The sequence below is a fragment of the uncultured Sphingomonas sp. genome (genome assembly GCF_913777625.1).
In the GTDB taxonomy this organism is placed as follows: domain Bacteria; phylum Pseudomonadota; class Alphaproteobacteria; order Sphingomonadales; family Sphingomonadaceae; genus Sphingomonas.
The window spans coordinates 19385-36808 of sequence record NZ_CAJYTI010000016.1 but is presented as its reverse complement, the minus strand read 5'-3'; the positions used below and the strand labels follow the sequence as shown (position 1 = coordinate 36808).

Below are 17424 nucleotides of genomic sequence, written 5' to 3'. Positions count from 1 at the left end.
CCTTTGGTGGGGCGCCGCCGCTTCGGAGGCGCGCCTTTAGCGTCGCCCCTTGCGGCTTGTAAAGCCCAAAAGTGAAAAAATCACCAGCGGGTCTTGGTGCGGCCGTCGCGGTCGATCGAAAGCAGGATGCCCAGGCACAGCATGAAGGTCATCACCGCGGTGCCGCCGAAGCTGATCAGCGGCAGCGGCACGCCCACCACGGGGGCCAGGCCGATCACCATCGCCATGTTGATCGAGCAATAGAGGAACATCGTGCCCGAGAGCCCCGCCGCGGTCAGCCGGCCGAATCGGGTCTTGGCGCGCATGCCGACGCCGATCCCCCAGGCGATCAGTGTGCCGAAAGCGAGGATCAGGAACACCCCGCCGGCCAGGCCCCATTCCTCCATCATCGTCGCCAGCGCGAAGTCGGTCTGGCCTTCGGGGAGATAGTCGAGATGGCTCTGCGTGCCCTGCAGGAAGCCCTTGCCGAAGATGCCGCCCGATCCGATCGCGATCTTCGACTGGGTGATGTGATAACCGGTGCCCAGCGGATCGCGCTCGGGATCGAGGAAGATCAGCACGCGGTTGCGCTGATAGTCGTGCAGCACGAAGTTGAAGGCGAGGGGGGCGGCCACCGCCACCGCCAGCGCGCCGGCGATAAACAGCCGCAGCGGCACGCCCGCAAGGAACACCACCATGATGCCGCAGCCGGTGATCATCAGCCCGGTGCCGAGATCGGGCTGGGCGATCACCAGCAGCGCCGGCACGCCGATCAGCAGGCAGGCCGGCCAGATCGCCACGAACTTGCGCGTCTCGCTGGCCGGCAGCATCTCGTAGAAGCGGGCGAGCGCGAGCACGATCATCGGCTTCATCAGCTCGGAGGGCTGGAACTGGAAGCCGCCCAGGCTGATCCAGCGCTGGCTGCCGCCGGCGACCTTGCCCAGCGCCTCGACGCCGAGCAGGGCGACGACCAGCCCGGCATAGACCGGCAGCGACCATTGCGACCAGATCCGCACCGGCACCCGCGACATGCCGATCGCGACCGCCAGGAACAGCAGGAAACGGGTGCCCTGGTTGATCGCCCAGGGGCGGATGCTGCCGCCCGCGGCCGAATAGAGCACGACCAGCCCGAACGCGCCGATCGCCATGACGAGGAAGAGGATCTTCCACGGGAGCTGGGCGACCTGGATGGGGACGATGCCGTTGCCGGGGCGTGCCATCACTCGCCCTCCACGCTGCCGGTGGGGGCGACGTCGCGCTTGGTCGAATCGGCGGTGCTGTTCGCCGCCGCATCGGCCAGGCTGCTTGCGGCTTCCTCGGTATCCTCGGGAGTAGGCGGAGCGGGGATGTTCTGCGCGGCGCGGAAGGCGGCCGACTGGGCTGCCATGCGCGTCGTATAGTCGCCGCCCCAGGTCGGCTCGACCTCGGCCAGCGTCTTCATCGCGAGGTCGCGATCGAACAGATAGGTCATGATGTCCCGGCCGACCAGCGGCGCGTCGAGGTTGCGGACGGTGTGGCCGTTATGCTCGAGCACGATCGCCGCGGCATATTTCGGGTTGTCGTGCGGCGCGAAGCACACCAGCAGCGCGTGGTCGCGCATCTTGAACGGCAGCGAGCCGTTCTTGAGCACGCCGGTGCGGCGCTCGGCCATGGTGATGCGGCGCACCTGCGCGGTACCGGTCTTCGCCGCGAGCGCGACGCCGGGCACGTACATCCGCGCCGCGCCGCCGGTACCGCCGCCATTGACCACGCCGTACATCGCGTCGCGGACGATCGCGAGATCCTCCTGGCTCACCGGCAGCGGCTGCGCGCCGGACGGGCCGTTGGAAAGCAGGCGTGGCACCAGGATCTTGCCCGAGCCCAGCCGGCTGGCCATCACCGCCAGTTGGAGCGGGTTGGCCAGCACATAGCCTTGGCCGATCGAGGCGTTGAGCGAATCCGCCACCGTCCAGGGATGGTGGTATTTCTTCAGCTTCCAGGCGCTGTCCGGCACGGTGCCGAAGCGCTGGGTGGTGAAGGGCATGTCGAACTTCTGGCCGAGCCCGAGCATCTTCGCCATCGGCGCGATCGCATCATAGCCGACGCGGCGAACCATCTCGTAGAAATAGATGTCGCAGCTCTGCATGATTGCGTTCTTGAGGTCGAGCGGCCCATGCCCGCCCTTCTTGTGGCAGTGGAACACGCCGTTGCCCACGCGCAGCGCGCCCGAGCAGACGACGCGGTCGTGCGGGCTCACCCCCGCCGCCATCAACGCCAGGCCGTTCATCGGCTTCACGGTGGAGCCGGGCGGGTAGAGGCCCTGCAGCACCTTGTTCATGAGCGGAACGTGATCGTCCTCGGACAGCATCTTCCATTCGGTCTGGCTGATGCCGTCGGAGAAGCTGTTGGGATCATAGGCGGGCATCGACGCCATCGCGAGGATGTCGCCCGAGGCCACGTCGATGACGATCGCGGAGCCGGAGTTGGTGCCCAGCCGCCGCGCGACATATTCCTGCAGGCCGGCGTCGATGGTCAGCTTGATGCTCTCGCCGGGCGTGTCGGCGCGCGTCTCCAGCTCGCGGACCGGGCGGCCATGCGCGGTCACCTCGACGCGCTTGGCGCCGGGCTTGCCGCGCAGGCGGTGATCGAGCGTCTTTTCCAGCCCGTCCTTGCCCAGCTTGAAGCCGGGGGTGACGAGCAGCGGATCCTTGTCGGCCTTGAACTGCTCGGCCGAGGCGGTGCCGACATAGCCGATCAGATGGCCGACGCCGGCGCCCAGCGGATAGTGGCGGGCATAGCCGCGGGTGGGGGCGACGCCCGGCAGTTCGGGCTGGCGGACCAGCACTGCGGCGAAGCGATCCCAGTCGAGATTCTCCGCCACCTGGACCGGGCGGAAGCCGCCGGCGCGCTTGAGGTCGGTCTCGATGCGGGCGAGGTCTTCCGGCGCGAGATTGAGCAGCCGGGTCAGCTCGGCGAGCAGCTTGTCCTTGTCGACGATGCGATCGGGGATCAGGTCGACGCGGAAATCGGTGCGGTTGCTGGCCAGCGGCTTGCCGCTGCGATCGAGCAGCCAGCCGCGCCGCGGCGGGATCAGCGTGTTGTTGACGCGATTGCTCTCGGCCTTGAGCTTGTACTGCTCGTTCTCCACCACCGACAGCCACGCCATCCGGCCAGCGAGCACCATGCCGACGGCACCCTGGGCGGCGCCGAGCACCACGGCGCGGCGGGAGAAGCTGTAGGTCTGGGTGGCTTCGGTCACGCGCACCATGGCTCAGGCTTTCACCACGTCGCGATCGAGCCAGGCGCACAGCCGCGAGGCGAGCGGGAACAGCATCGCCGAGGCCGCCGCCTGCAGCAGCAGCGCCGCATCGACCTTGGCCGAGATGGGCGACGCGAAGAACCGCCCCGCGATCAGCACGAAGGCGGTCGCGCCCGCGGCAATCAGCCAGTCCTGCCAGAAGTTACGCCACACGATGCGGGTCTCTAGCACGTCGATGATCAACATGCATGCCATCCACAGAAACATCGCCGAGCCGAAGGGCTGGCCGCTCAGCAGGTCGTCGAACAGCCCGAGCGGAGCGGCGACCCAGATGCGCAGCGCATCTGGCCGCAGCAGTCGCCAGCCGAGCAGCATCAGCAGCCCGAACGGCGGCAGGAAGGGTACCGTCGCCACCACCGGCACGAGCGTGACCAGCGAGGCGAGCGCGATCGACAGCGGCGCCAGCCAGCGCGCCCGGGGGCGCGGCGGCGGCACACCCAGCGGCTGCAGGTCCAGTGCCATCACTTGCCCTTGGGCTTGGGCGTGGCGGTGGGGAAGGGCTGGGGCGGCGGCGCCGGCTCGGGCAGGAACACGCGCAGCACCATCACGAAATCGGCCATGTCCGGATTGCTCGCCGGCACCACGGTGGCGCTGTCGCGGCCGACCGTGCTGATCCGGCCGAGCGGAATATTGGGCGGAAACACGCCGCCGGTGCCCGAGGTGACGAGCAGGTCGCCGGTGCGGAACGGGTTGGCGGCGGCATTGGCGGCGCGCACGTCGAGCGTGCCGTCGCCCTTGCCGGTGACGATCGCCGGCAGGCCGTCGCTTGCCCGGCGCACCGGGATCGTGCTGTCCGGATCGGTGATCAGCAGCACGCGCGAGGCATTGGGGCCGGCCTCGACCACCTGGCCGATCAGCCCCGCGCCGTCGCGCACCGGCTGGCCCTGGCCGACGCGCTGCCAGCTGCCCGCGTTGAGGGTTGCATAGCGGCGGGTGCTGGCGGCGGAGGAATTGACCAGCCGGGCGACGACGATCGTCTCCGGCGTCGCGTCGCGGGCCTTCAGCAGCAGGCGGAGGCGCTGGTTCTCGCGTTCCAGCCCCAGCGCGCGCTGGAGCGCGGCGCGCTCGCCCTCGATCTGACGCTTGAGGCGGGCATTCTCGCCGCGAACACCGAAATAGCTGCCGATCGCGTCCGGCACGCTGCCGATCCCGCGCCGCACCGTATCGAGGCCGGAGGATACCGGCGTGGTCACCTCAGCGAGGGTGCTGCGCAGTCCGGCGAACAGATGCGGGTTGTACCGCGAGACCAGCACGAGCCCGCCGCCGACCAGCAACAGGCTGATCGCCGCCACATAGCTGAAGAACAGCCCATATTGCGCCCGTCGCGAGAACCCCGGGCGCCGATTCCGTGGCGGCGCCATCGCCGTTGGCCTTTCGTCAGACCTGGAGGAGAACGCCGCGGAACATCGGATCCTCGAGCGCGCGGCCGGTGCCGAGCGCCACGCAGGTCAGCGGATCGTCGGCGACGGTGACCGGCAGGCCGGTCTCGTCGCGCAGCACTTCGTCCAGCCCCTGCAGCAGCGCGCCGCCGCCGGTGAGGACGATGCCCTGGTCGACGATGTCGGCGGCGAGTTCCGGCGCGGTGTTTTCCAGCGCGATGCGGACGCCCTCGACGATGGTGTTGACCGGCTCGGACAGCGCTTCCGCAATCTGGCCCTGGTTGATCTGGATTTCCTTGGGCACGCCGTTGACGAGATCGCGACCCTTGATGTGGATCGTCTTGCCGATGCCGTCGACCGGCGGCTTGGCGACGCCGACTTCCTGCTTGATCCGCTCGGCGGTGGCTTCGCCGATCAGCAGATTATGGTTGCGACGGACGTAGGAGACGATCGCCTCGTCCATCTTGTCGCCGCCGACGCGTACGCTGGTGGAATAGGCGAGGCCGCGCAGGCTGAGCACCGCGACTTCGGTGGTGCCGCCGCCGATGTCGACGACCATCGAGCCGATCGGCTCGGTCACCGGCATGTCGGCACCGATCGCGGCGGCCATCGGCTCCTCGATCAGCCACACCTGGCTGGCGCCGGCGTTCGACGCGGCATCGCGGATCGCGCGGCGCTCGACCGAGGTCGAGCCCGACGGTACGCAGATCACGATCTCCGGCCAGCGCATGAAGCGGCGCTGCCCGTGCACCTTGCGGATGAAGTGCTTGATCATCTCTTCCGCCACGTCGATGTCGGCGATCACGCCGTCGCGTAAGGGGCGAATCGCCTCGATCGAGCCCGGCGTCTTGCCCATCATCAGCTTGGCGTCATCACCGACCGCCTTCACCCGCTTCACCCCGTTCAGCGTCTCGACCGCCACGACCGACGGCTCGTTGAGCACGACGCCGCGTCCGCGCAGGTACACCACGGTATTCGCGGTACCCAGATCGATCGCCATGTCGTGGGACATGAATTTGAAAATGCGGGAGAAAGCCATTGATTGATCCGTCCTGCCGGTTGGGCGCCCCCCGTCCGGCTGCTCGCACAAAATGTTTGGCCCGAACCCTTGCCGGGACGGAAGAAAATCCGGCCTGGTGCCATGCGGATGCGGGTCGCGGGAGGCCGTCGCTTGGGCTACAGCGAATGCCATGTCAATACGCCGCCTGCCCGAACATCTTGTCAATCGTATTGCAGCCGGCGAGGTGGTCGAACGCCCCGCCAGCGCGCTGAAGGAACTGGTCGAAAACGCAATCGACGCAGGCGCGACACGGATCACCGTGAAGCTGGCCGGCGGCGGCATCGAATTGATCGAGGTGATCGACGATGGCTGCGGCATGGCGCCCGCCGAAATGGCGCTGGCGCTGGAGCGCCATGCCACTTCCAAGCTGCCGACCGACGATATCGAGCACGTCGCAACGCTCGGTTTTCGCGGCGAGGCGCTGCCTTCGATCGCCAGCGTCGCGCAACTGACGCTGGAAAGCCGGGTGCGCGGCGCCGAGGGCTGGTCGCTAACGGTGGATAACGGCGCGCGGATCGCCGAGGGGCCCGCCGCGCTGCCGCCGGGGACGCGGGTGCGGGTGGAGGCGCTGTTCGGCCGGGTGCCGGCGCGGCGCAAGTTCCTGCGCTCGACCCGCGCCGAATATGCCGCCTGCCTCGACGGGATGAAGCGCCTCGCCATGGCGCGGCCCGACATCGCCTTCTCGGTCGAGCATGACGGCCGCCGGGTGCTGAGCGTCCAGGGCGGCGAGAGCCGGCCGGCGCGGGTGGCGGCGCTCACCGACCGGGCGCTGCAGGAGAACAGCGTCGCGATCGACTTCGAGCGCGAGGGGCTGGTGCTGGGCGGGGTGGCGAGCATTCCGACCTTCAACCGCGGCGTGGCGGATCATCAGTATCTGTTCGTCAACGGCCGGCCGGTGAAGGACCGGCTGCTGGTGGGCGCGGTGCGCGGTGCCTATGCCGAAATGCTGGCGCGCGACCGGCATCCGGTGGTGGCGCTGTTCCTCGACGTGCCGCCCGAGGTGGTCGATGTGAACGTCCATCCGGCCAAGACGGAAGTGCGCTTCCGCGATCCGGCATTGGCACGCGGGCTGATCGTCAGCGGCTTGCGGCGGGCGCTCGATGCGGCCGGGCACCGCAGCGTCCAGCGGCCGAGCGACGCGGCGCTGGGCTTGTGGCAGCAGGGGGGTGGGGGGACAAATCTAAGCCCCTCCTCCTCGGAGGAGGGGGTGGGGTGGAGGGATTCCAGACCATTTGTTGGTCTTGGTGAGACACAGCCCCACCCCAACCCCTCCCATGAGGGGGAGGGGCTAAGGCGCTATTCCGGCGCCGTACGCGATTCCGGCTCCTTCTTCGCCGCCGCACCGCTCGCCCGTGCCGAGCCCGCCCGCCACGAGGCGCCGCTTGCCACCGACTTCCCCCTGGGTGTTGCCCGCGGCCAGGTCGCCAAGACCTATATCGTCGCGGAGGCCGAGGACGGTCTCGTCCTGGTCGACCAGCATGCCGCGCACGAACGGCTGGTGTTGGAACGGATGCGCCGCGCCATGGCCGGCGGCACCGTGCCCAGCCAGGCGCTCCTCCTCGCGGAAGTGGTCGAACTCGACGAACCCGGCTGCGACCGGCTCGAAGCCCGCATCGAGGAGCTCCGCGCCTTCGGGCTCGAGCTCGAGCGCTTCGGCCCGCGCGCGATGCTGGTCCGCGCGGTGCCCGCCGCGCTCGGCACCGGCGACATTCACGGCCTCGTCACCGATCTCGCCGACGAACTCGCCAGCTTCGACGAGGCGCTGAGCCTGAAGGAGAAGCTCGACCATGTCGCCGCGACCATGGCCTGCCATGGCTCGGTCCGTGCCGGGCGCATCCTTTCGGTGGCCGAGATGAACGCACTGCTCCGCGAGATGGAGGTCACCCCGCATTCGGGCCAGTGCAACCATGGCCGCCCCACCTGGGTGAAACTGGCACATGGCGACATCGAGAAGCTGTTCGGCCGGAAGTAACTGCCCGGCCGGTCAGCGCTGCTGCGCGTAGCGAACGCGCATCGGCCGGCCGTCCGGCGTGGCGCTGAGATTGACGACGCAGATATAGTCCATCCGCGCATGCGTCGCGCAGCCGATCCCGGCAAAACGGAAGTTCTTGTCGAACAGCAGCTTGCGGTGGCCGCGATCGCGCACGCCGTCATCGACCACCATCTGGCGCACGATCTCGTCGGCATCGTCGAAGCCATAGGCGATCGCTTCGCCGACATAGATGCCGCCGCCGTGCCGCTTGACCCGATCGCCGGGGGCGCTGCCATCGGCGCCGAGATGCCCGCGTGCGCCGAGAGCACCCTGTTCGTGCGAGAAATCGGCCGCGGTGCTGGCGAGGATCTGCGCCGACGCCAGCGGCGGCAGCGGCGGCTGGGCTTCCAGGAACGCGATCGTCTCGTCGACCACGGCAACGCCTTCCTTGGTCAGGATGCCGTTATAGTCGCCAGGCATGTAGACGATCTCGCCGTCGAAATAGCTGCGATAGACGCGCAGCTGTTCCGCATAGGCCCTTGGATTTGCACGCAAGGCATTGATGCGCTCGAGAACGGCATCCTCAAGTGTCTGCGCGTGAAGCCCGCTCGCGGCCAGCAGCCATACGAAAGGGGAGGCGCAAATCGCGAATACGCGAAATCGCATCGGACTCTCCTCCGAACCTCCCGGTTCAGAGATAACTGCATGCCTTGTGGAATATCAAGCGTAATAATTCCGGATCCGGAAGGAATCGGCAGGCCGGGCTACTCTGCGCGGCGGGCGGATCGAATGAGCCCTTCCTGCGTCACGCTGGCGACCAGCCGGCCGTCGCGCGCGTAGATGCCGCCCCGGTTGAAGCCGCGGCTGTGGCCGGCCCAAGGGCTGTCCGTCGCGTAGAGCAGCCAGTCGTCGAAGCGGAACGGCTCGTGCAGCCACAGCGCATGATCGAGGCTGGCGGTCTGCACCTGGCCGCTCATCCAGCTGACGCCGTGCGGCAGCATGCAGGTGCCGAGCAAGGTCATGTCGCTGGCATAAGCGAGCATCGCGCGGTGAAGCGCGGGATCGTCGGGCAGGGGGGCGACGACGCGGAACCAGCTATATTGGCGAGGCTCGCGGGGTTCGGGCCGGAACCAGTTGCGCGGGTTGACCGGGCGGATCTCGATCGGCCGGGCGCGCAGGAAGAAGCGCTTGAACTTTTCCGGGATCTGGTCGCGGATCTGCTCGCGCAGTTCGGCCTCGGAGCGAAGGTCTTCCGGCGGCGGCACGTCGGGCATCGCGTCCTGATGGTGCAGCCCGTCCTCGGGGAGATGGAAGGAGGCCGCCATGTTGAGGATCGGCTTGCCCTTCTGCATCGCGATCACCCGGCGATTGGCGAAGCTGCGCCCCTCGAAATCGCGCACCACGCGGTAGAGGATCGGGTAATCCTCGTCCCCGGCGCGCATGAAATAGGCGTGGAGCGAATGCGCCACCTTGCCGTCCTCGACCGAGCGCTGCGCCGCCTGCAGCGCCTGGGCGATCACCTGACCGCCGAACACCCGGCCGACGCCGCCCGGCTGGCGGGCGCCGCGATAGAGATCGGTGTCGAGCGTCTCGACATCGAGCAGCGCAGTGAGGCCGGCGACCAGGTCTTCGGGAGATTTGGAATCGGTCATCAGTAGCCGGCGGCCTCCGCAAGCGCGTTCGCGTGATAATTGGAGTCGCCGAACATCTCGGACAGCACGCGGGCGCGCTTCATGTAGAAGCCGATGTCATATTCGTCGGTCATGCCGATCCCGCCGTGCATCTGGATACCCTCCTGCACGGCGAGCGTGGTGGCAAGCCCGGTCATCGCCTTGGCGATGGCGACGGCCTCGTCGGCAGGCTCGCCGGCATCGAGCAACTGCTGGGCCTTGAGCGTGGCGGCGCGGGCGACTTCCATCTCGCTATAGAGATGCGCGGCGCGGTGCTGGAGCGCCTGGAAGCTGCCGATCAGCGTCCCGAACTGCTTGCGCTCCTTGAGATAGCCGAGCGTCATGTCGCTCGCCCCCGCGCCGACGCCGAGCAGTTCGGCCGAGGCGCCGGCCCCGGCGGCGCGGAGCAGCCGGCCGAGCGGATCGGCACCCCCGTCGATCTCGCCGACCACCGCATCGGCGGTGACTTCGACGCCGTCGAAGGTTGCGTGCGCGGCAAGGCTGGAGTCGGCGAGGCGCTCGGGGCGGAGGTCGAGGCCCGCCGCCTTGGGGTCGATCGCGAACAGGGTGATGCCGGCCGGATCGGTGTCGCTGCCGGCGGTGCGCGCGGTGACGAGGATCAGGTCGGCGGCATGGGCGTGCTGGGCGAAGCGCTTGGTGCCGCTCAGGCGGAAGCCGTTGCCCGCCCGCTCGGCCTTGAGCGCGATCGTGCGGCCGAACTTCGGCTTTTCGTCATGGGCGATGGCGATCACCGCATCGCCCGCTGCGATGCCGGGGAACCAGCGATCGGCATGGGCGGTGCCCTTCAGCGCCTCGACCGCGGCGACGGCGGTGGACAGGAAGGGGGAGGGGGTGAGGTTGCGCCCGATCTCTTCCAGCACCACGCCCGCCTCGACATGGCCGAGGCCCAGGCCGCCCGAGGCTTCGGGGATCAGGATGCCGGTGAGACCCATTTCGGCGAACTGCTTCCACAGGTCGCGGCTGAAGCCGGTGGGGTCCTTGGCGTCGCGCAAGGACCGGAGGTGGCGGACGGGGGCATGTTCGGCGACGAACTCGCGGGCGGTATCGCGGAGCATCGTCTGTTCGTCGTTGAGATACAGGGGCATCAGCTGCTCTTCCGTTCGTCATGCCAGCGAACGCTGGCATCTGGTGTCACGGGCGTTCCGCCCGCGGCGGGAGGCCCCAGCTTTCGCTGGGGCGACGGATCTGCCTCAGCCCGGCAGCTCGAGGATGCGCTTGGCGACGATGTTGAGCTGGATCTCGCTCGTCCCGCCCTCGATCGAATTGGCCTTGGTGCGCAGCCAGGCGCGGGGCTTGGCGCCCTTGGCGGAGGCCTCGCTTTCCCATTCCAGTGCGTCCGATCCGCCCGCAGCCATGATCAGCTCGTGACGCTGCTTGTTCAGCTCGGTGCCGACATATTTCATCATGCTCGGCTGGGCAGGGTGGGCGCGGCCGGCCTTGAGCTTGTCGAGAAAGCGTTCGGACATCGCCGAGAAGGCACGCATCCGCACCTCGAACAGCGCGATCTGGGCACGCAGGATCGGATCGGCGAGCCGGCCCTGGTCATCGAGCCCGATCGTCGCGATCGCGCCCTCGATCAGCGGATTGCCGCCGGCGCGGTCCAGCCCCATGCCCGAGATCATCTCGCGCTCATGGCCGAGCAGGTACTTGGCGACGTCCCAGCCCTTGTTCTCGTCGTGGACGCGCTGGGACTTGGGTACCTTCACATTGTCGAAGAAGGTCTCGCAGAACGGCGAGTAGCCGGAAATCAGCAGGATCGGCTTGGTCGAGACGCCCGGCGAGGCCATGTCGAACAGCAGGAAGCTGATCCCGCCCTGCTTGGCCTCCTTCGAGGTGCGGACCAGGCAGAAGATCCAGTCGGCCTTGTCGGCATAGCTGGTCCATACCTTCTGGCCGTTGACGACATAATGATCGCCGGCATCCTCGGCCCAGGTCTGGAGGCCTGCGAGGTCCGACCCGGCATTGGGTTCGGAATAGCCCTGGCACCAGCGGATCTCGCCGCGCGCGATCTTGGGGAGATGTTCGAGCTTCTGTTCCTCGGTGCCGTATTTGAGCAGCGCCGGCCCGAGCATCGAGATGCCGAAGCTGTTGAGCGGCGTGCGTGCGCCCATCCGCTTCATCTCTTCGCGCAGTATCTTGGTCTCGGCCGGGGAGAGGCCGCCGCCGCCATATGCCGTCGGCCAGTCGGGCACGGTCCAGCCGCGTTCGGCCATGCGGTCCATCCAGAGCTTCTGGTCGGGATGCGCCCAATCGGGATTGCGCCCGCCCCAGACGATGTCCTTATCGGACCGGATCGGTTCGCGCATCGAAGCTGGGCAGTTCGCCTCCAGCCAGGCGCGGGTGTCCGTACGGAACTGCCCAAGCTGCTCGGTCATCATCCTCTCCTACCGAACCCCACTCCCGCCTGCGGGAGTGGGAGGGTGAGGGGGACTCTGCGCCTTACCTCACTCACCCTCATCCTTCCGCGGCCTGTCGGCCGCTCCCTCCCTATCCCGCAGGCAGGATAGGGAAAGCGTGCATTACCGGTTGAACTTCTCGCCCTTCTCCGCCTTCTCGCGGAGCAGCGGGGCGACCTCGAAGCCGTACTTCTCCAGGCCCTCGACGATCTTCTTGAGCCCCTCGGTATCGGCCCAGAACATCGGCCCGCCCCGGTACGGGGGCCAGCCATAGCCATAGACCCACACCACATCGATGTCGCTCGCCCGCTGCGCCATGCCCTCGGCGAGGATCAGCGCGCCTTCGTTGACCATGGTGTATAGCGTGCGGACGACGATCTCCTCCTCGGTGATCTCGTGGCTCGGCACGTTCAGCTTGCCGCGCCATTCCTCGATCAGCTCGGCGACGCGCGGGCTGTTCGAGGGCTGGCGCTTCTCGTCATAGTCGTAGAAGCCGGCGCCCTTCTTCTGGCCCCAGCGACCCTCTGCGGCGAGCGCGTCGCGGATATTCTCGATGCGGGTCGGATCGCGGTGCCAGCCGATGTCGACACCGGCGAGGTCGGCCATCTGGAACGGCCCCATCGGCATGCCGAAGGCGACATGCACCTTGTCGATCTGCTCGGGCGTGGCGCCTTCGAGCAGCATCTTGGTGGCTTCCACCTGGCGCGGCATCAGCATGCGGTTGCCGATGAAGCCGTAGCAGACGCCCGCGATGACGGCGACCTTCTTGATCTTCTTCGACAGCGCCATCGCGGTCGCCAGCACATCGTCGGCGGTCTTGGCGCCGCGGACGATCTCGAGCAGCTTCATGACGTTGGCCGGCGAGAAGAAGTGCAGCCCCACCACGTCCTGCGGGCGGCTGGTGGCGGCGGCGATCTCGTCGATGTTGAGATAGCTGGTGTTCGAGGCGAGGATCGCGCCCGGCTTGGCGATCTTGTCCAGCCGGCCGAACACGTCCTTCTTCACGTCCATGCTCTCATAGACGGCCTCGATGATCAGATCGCACTCGGCGAGATCGTCAAAGTTCAGCGTGGGCTTGAGGAGCCCCATCGCCTTCTCGACCTGCTCGGCGGTCATCCGGCCCTTGGCGGCGGTCGCCTCGTAATTCTTGCGCATCACCCCGGTGCCGCGGTCGAGCGCGTCCTGCGCCATCTCGACGATGGTCACCGGCACGCCTGCCGACAGGAAGTTCATGCTGATCCCGCCGCCCATCGTGCCGGCACCGATCACGCCCACGCGGCGAATGTCGCGCAGCTGGATGTCGTCGGCGATGCCATCGATCTTGGCAGCCTTGCGCTCGGCGAAGAAGATGTGGCGAAGTGCCGCCGACTGCTGGCCCATGATCAGCTTCATGAAGCCCATCCGCTCGGCCTGGACGCCTTCGGCATAGGGCTTGCCGGCGGTCTGCTCGATGATGTCGATGATGGTGTTCAGCGCGTCGAGCCCGCGGAAGCGCTTGGCGTTGGCGGCGCGGAACTTGGCAAAAGTCTCCGCATCGACGGTAACCGGACGCTCGCTGGAGCGCGAGACCGGCTTGCCGATCACCTCGTTCGCGAAAGCGACCGCATCGGCGAGCAGGCTGTCCTCGCCGGCAAGGCGGTCGACGAGGCCTGCGTCCTTGGCCTGGCTGGCCGAGATCGGATCGCCCTTGGTCGCCATCTCCAGCGCCACCTCGACGCCCGCGACGCGCGGCATGCGCTGGGTGCCGCCGGCACCGGGGAGGATGCCGAGCTTCACTTCGGGCAGGCCGAACTTCGCCGAGGGCACCGCGATGCGATAGTGCGACGCCAGCGCCACCTCGCATCCGCCGCCGAGCGCGGTGCCGTGGACGGCGGCGATCACCGGCTTGTCGAGCGCCTCGATCTGGTCGACCAGCACCGGCAGCGACGGCTCGGCCATCGCCTTGCCGAACTCGGTGATGTCGGCGCCTGCGAAGAAGGTCTTGCCGGCGCAGAGTATGACGACCGCCTGGATGCTGTCGTCGCCCCTGGCTTCCTCGATGCCGGCCTGCAGCCCCTGCCGCACCGCCGCGCCGAGCGCGTTCACCGGCGGATTGTCGGAGGTGAGGATCAGGACAGGGCCCTGACGGCTGGTGGTAATCACGGACATGCAATCGAACTCCTAGTTCGCAGTTCCGGCCGGGGCCGGGAGGGGGTGTGAAATCGGTCGCCGCCCTTTCGCTTTCGTCACCCCAGCGAAAGCTGGGGTCTCGTCGAGGAGCGCGAACGGCACGTGGATGGAGACCCCAGCTTTCGCTGGGGTGACGGTGAAAGGCCCAGGATGCGTCGACCTCACCGGGTCAGCGCCGAATAGATCAGCGTCTTCAGCTCGCGCCGGATCGGGTAGAGCATCGACGGGGAAAGCTGGGTCATGAACACCATCGAGATCCGCTCGACGGGGTCGACGAAGAAGGCGGTCGAGAACATGCCGCCCCAGTAGAATTCGCCGACCGAGCCCGGGATCAGCGTCTTGGCCACATCCAGGTTGATCGCGAAGCCCAGCCCGAAGCCGGTGCCGGCATTGGTCGCCTCGCTGAACAGCGCGCGCGACATGGCGGCGAGGTCGCTGCCGCCGGGCAGGTGGTTGGTGGTCATCAGGTCGATCGTCTTGGGGGAGACGATCCGCACGCCATCCAGTTCGCCGCGGTTCAGCAGCAGGGTGTTGAAGCGGTGATAGTCGAGCGCGGTCGAGACCAGCCCGCCGCCGCCGGACACCAGCTTCGGGAAGCGCGCCCAGGCCGAGGCCTCGCCGCGATCGTACAGCACGGGCCCCGTGCCCTCCTGCATCGTCCAGCAGTCGGACAGGCGGTGGATCTTGTCTTGCGGAACCTGGAAGAAGGTGTCGTGCATGCCCAACGGGGCAAAGATGCGCTCGGCGAAGAAGCGGTCGAGCGACAGGCCGGAGACCCGCGTCACCACCGCGCCCAGCACGTCGGTGGAGACCGAGTAATTCCATTCGTCCCCCGGCGAGAATTCCAGCGGGAGCTTGCCGAGCGCCGCGACGAAGTCGTCCAGCGTCAGGTTGCCGTGCCAGCTTTCGATCCGGCCTTCGCGATAGGCGGCGTCGACATTGGTGCGGTTCTGGAAGCTGTAGGTGAGACCGGAGGTATGGCGCAGCAGGTCGACCATCCGCATCGGCTGGGCGGTCGGCTTGGTCAGGAACGGCACCCCGCCGCCACCGCCGGCATAGACGCCGACGCCCTTCAGCTCGGGCAGCACGTGATGGACCGGCGTGTCGAGCGCGACCAACCCTTCCTCCACCAGCATCATGAAGGCGAGGCTGGTGATCGGCTTGGTCATCGAGGCGATGCGGAACAGCGTCGACTCGTCCACCAGGGCGCCGCCGTCGCGCGCGGCGCCCTGGTGCGAGAAGTGCACGATCTGCCCGTCGCGCGCGATCAGCAGCTGGGCGTGCGGCAACTTGCCGGAATCGAGATAGCGCGCCTTCACAAAGGCATCGATCCGCGCCAGCCGGCCGGCATCGAATCCATGGGCGATCGGGTCGTCGACGTGCATCGCTGGCGGCATACCTCTCGTTCGAAACGCGTGCAATGCACCTTCTGGCGGGTGCCTGCTTTCTATTGCCTTGAGCGGGCGACAAATCAACACTAACGTGCGGACAGGTTGGTGCTTGCGCCAAACCCAAAGTTCAGAATTCGATGGAGAGAGCTGCCTTGACCCTCGAACCGATCGTGCCCTTGCCCGCGGATTGGCCCAAGGCCCCGCTGGCCGCCGTCGATGCACTGCTCACCGCACCCGGCGCCAAGTTCGAAATGGAGACGGTGGAGATCCGCGGGATCCCCACCCGGGTGTGGAAGAACTCGCCGCCCAACGCCGCCATCCTCGCCCGGCTGGCGCGCGGCTATGGCGATCGGCCCTTCACCATCTACCAGGACGAGCGGGTCAGCTACGAGGCGAACTATCGCGCGACCTGCCATCTCGCTTCCTGGATGCAGGGGCAGGGCGTCGCCAAGGGCGACCGCGTCGCGCTGGCGATGCGCAACCTGCCCGAATGGCCGACGATCTTCTTCGCGGCGGTGAGCATCGGCGCGATCCTGGTGCCGCTCAACGCCTGGTGGACCGGTGCCGAGCTCGAATACGGCATGAAGGATTCGGGCGCCAAGCTGCTCTTCGTCGATGGCGAGCGGCACGAGCGGCTGAAGGGATGCTATGCTGCGCTGCCCGATCTGGAGCGGATGGTGGTCAGCCGCGCCTGCGCGCCGCTGGAGGGTGAGGCGGTCGCGCTCGAATCGATCCTCGGCCCCTGCAACAGCTGGGCGGAACTGGCCGACATCGCCTTCCCCGAGGTGGCGATCGCGCCGGACGACGATGTGACGCTGTTCTACACCAGCGGTACCACGGGCAATCCCAAGGGCGCGGTGGGCACCCATCGCAACCTGATGACCAACATCCTCACCTCGGGCTATTCGGTCGCGCGCGCGATGCTGCGGCGGGGCGAGATGCCGCCGCCCGCGCCGCCCTACAAGGTAGGGCTGCTGGTGATCCCGCTGTTCCACGTCACCGCGTGCAGCGCCGGGCTGATGGCGCTGATCGCAGCAGGCGGCACGGTGGTGTTCATGCGCCGCTGGGAGGCGACCGAGGCGATGGAGATCATCCAGCGCGAGAAGGTCAACCAGACCGGCGGCGTGCCGACCATCGCCTGGCAGCTGCTCGAACATCCCGAGCGGCACCGGTACGACCTCTCCAGCCTGGAGACCATCTCCTATGGCGGTGCGCCCTCGGCGCCCGAGCTGGTCAAGCGCATCTACGAGGAATTCGGCGCGCTGCCCGGCAATGGCTGGGGCATGACCGAGACGATGGCGACGGTGACCCACCATACCGGCGAGGACTATCTCGCCCGCCCGACCAGCGCCGGGCCGGCCGTGCCGGTCGCCGAGCTCAAGATCATGGACGTCGACGGCACCCGCGAACTGCCGGTCGGCGAAGTGGGCGAGCTCTGGGCCAAGGGGCCGATGATCGTGAAAGGCTATTGGAACAAGCCCGAGGCGACGGCCGCGACCTTCCAGGACGGCTGGGTGCGCACCGGCGACCTGGCGCGGCTGGACGAGGAAGGGTTCCTCTACATCGTCGACCGGGCCAAGGACATCATCATCCGCGGCGGCGAGAATATCTACTCGTCCGAGGTCGAGGACGTGCTCTACGCGCATCCGGCAGTGACCGATGCCGCGCTGATCGGTGTGCCGCACCGCACGCTGGGCGAGGAGCCGGTGGCGGTGGTGCATCTCGCCCCCGGCACCTCGGCCACCGAGGCGGAACTGCAGGCGTTCGTCCGTGAGCGAATCGCGGCGTTCAAGGTACCGGTGGCGATCCGCTTTTCCGAATCGACCCTGCCGCGCAACGCCAATGGCAAGATCCTGAAGAAGGACCTGAAGGCCCTGTTCGTCACCGACAAGGCAGCCTGAGGCGAACCGCCACTTCCCCCGCCAGGGGAAGGTGGTGCCGGAGGGAGAGGGCTTCGCAGAAGGCGCAAATGCGTCGTCATCCCCGCGAAGGGGGGATCCATTCGCGCTGATGCCGAGGTTCTTTCTTCCAGCGCCGAGGGCAATGGATTCCCGCCTTCGCGGGAATGCCGATGGTTTTTGGATGCCGC

General features: G+C 67.8%; 13 protein-coding genes. 2 read left to right on the top strand and 11 right to left on the bottom strand.

The window, feature by feature from the left end; all coding sequences use genetic code 11:
- Window positions 1-80: 80 nt before the first annotated feature.
- Genes rodA through QZ814_RS09120 form a run of 5 tightly spaced genes read right to left on the bottom strand, consistent with a single transcriptional unit; the run spans window position 81 to window position 5695 of the window.
- Window positions 81-1199, bottom strand: a complete 1119-nt coding sequence (gene rodA, locus QZ814_RS09140; RefSeq protein ID WP_294331170.1) for a rod shape-determining protein RodA — start codon at window positions 1197-1199, stop codon at window positions 81-83.
- Complete coding sequence (gene mrdA, locus QZ814_RS09135) at window positions 1199-3226, bottom strand: penicillin-binding protein 2 (RefSeq protein ID WP_294331168.1); 2028 nt, start codon at window positions 3224-3226, stop codon at window positions 1199-1201. The genes rodA and mrdA overlap by 1 nt, the downstream gene beginning before the upstream one ends.
- A gap of 3 nt (window positions 3227-3229) precedes the next feature.
- Window positions 3230-3739: a rod shape-determining protein MreD gene (gene mreD / locus QZ814_RS09130; protein ID WP_294331166.1), complete on the bottom strand. Its 510-nt coding sequence runs from the start codon at window positions 3737-3739 to the stop codon at window positions 3230-3232.
- Entirely contained in the window at window positions 3739-4638 is a 900-nt protein-coding gene (mreC, locus tag QZ814_RS09125; protein WP_294331164.1) for a rod shape-determining protein MreC, read from the bottom strand. The genes mreD and mreC overlap by 1 nt, the downstream gene beginning before the upstream one ends.
- A gap of 16 nt (window positions 4639-4654) precedes the next feature.
- The gene (locus QZ814_RS09120) at window positions 4655-5695 is read right to left on the bottom strand and encodes a rod shape-determining protein (RefSeq protein ID WP_294331162.1); all 1041 of its coding nucleotides are present in this window, start codon (window positions 5693-5695) and stop codon (window positions 4655-4657) included.
- 151 nt (window positions 5696-5846) lie between these two features.
- Between QZ814_RS09120 and mutL the strand changes: the two genes are divergently transcribed.
- Complete coding sequence (gene mutL / locus QZ814_RS09115) at window positions 5847-7688, top strand: DNA mismatch repair endonuclease MutL (RefSeq protein ID WP_294331161.1); 1842 nt, start codon at window positions 5847-5849, stop codon at window positions 7686-7688.
- Window positions 7689-7700: 12 nt separating this feature from the next.
- Here the strand turns inward: mutL and QZ814_RS09110 are convergent, their stop codons facing one another.
- The 6 genes from QZ814_RS09110 to QZ814_RS09085 form a co-directional block, all read right to left on the bottom strand.
- Window positions 7701-8354: a CAP domain-containing protein gene (locus QZ814_RS09110; RefSeq protein WP_294331159.1), complete on the bottom strand. Its 654-nt coding sequence runs from the start codon at window positions 8352-8354 to the stop codon at window positions 7701-7703.
- A 98-nt stretch (window positions 8355-8452) separates the two neighbouring features.
- The gene (locus QZ814_RS09105; protein WP_294331157.1) at window positions 8453-9340 is read right to left on the bottom strand and encodes an acyl-CoA thioesterase II; all 888 of its coding nucleotides are present in this window, start codon (window positions 9338-9340) and stop codon (window positions 8453-8455) included.
- Window positions 9340-10464, bottom strand: a complete 1125-nt coding sequence (locus QZ814_RS09100; RefSeq protein ID WP_294331156.1) for an acyl-CoA dehydrogenase family protein — start codon at window positions 10462-10464, stop codon at window positions 9340-9342. The genes QZ814_RS09105 and QZ814_RS09100 overlap by 1 nt, the downstream gene beginning before the upstream one ends.
- 105 nt (window positions 10465-10569) lie before the next feature.
- Window positions 10570-11754, bottom strand: coding sequence for an acyl-CoA dehydrogenase family protein (locus tag QZ814_RS09095; protein WP_294331155.1), 1185 nt, complete (start codon window positions 11752-11754; stop codon window positions 10570-10572).
- Window positions 11755-11898: 144 nt separating this feature from the next.
- A complete protein-coding gene (locus QZ814_RS09090; RefSeq protein ID WP_294331154.1) occupies window positions 11899-13923 on the bottom strand; it encodes a 3-hydroxyacyl-CoA dehydrogenase NAD-binding domain-containing protein in 2025 nt (674 codons plus the stop codon).
- A gap of 182 nt (window positions 13924-14105) precedes the next feature.
- Window positions 14106-15329 carry a serine hydrolase domain-containing protein gene (locus QZ814_RS09085; protein WP_294331153.1) on the bottom strand — a complete coding sequence of 408 codons (1224 nt, stop codon included), beginning with the start codon at window positions 15327-15329 and terminating at the stop codon, window positions 14106-14108.
- 158 nt (window positions 15330-15487) lie between these two features.
- Here QZ814_RS09085 and QZ814_RS09080 point away from each other — a divergent pair, with 158 nt between their 5' ends.
- Complete coding sequence (locus tag QZ814_RS09080) at window positions 15488-17236, top strand: class I adenylate-forming enzyme family protein (RefSeq protein ID WP_294331152.1); 1749 nt, start codon at window positions 15488-15490, stop codon at window positions 17234-17236.
- Window positions 17237-17424: the final 188 nt, after the last annotated feature.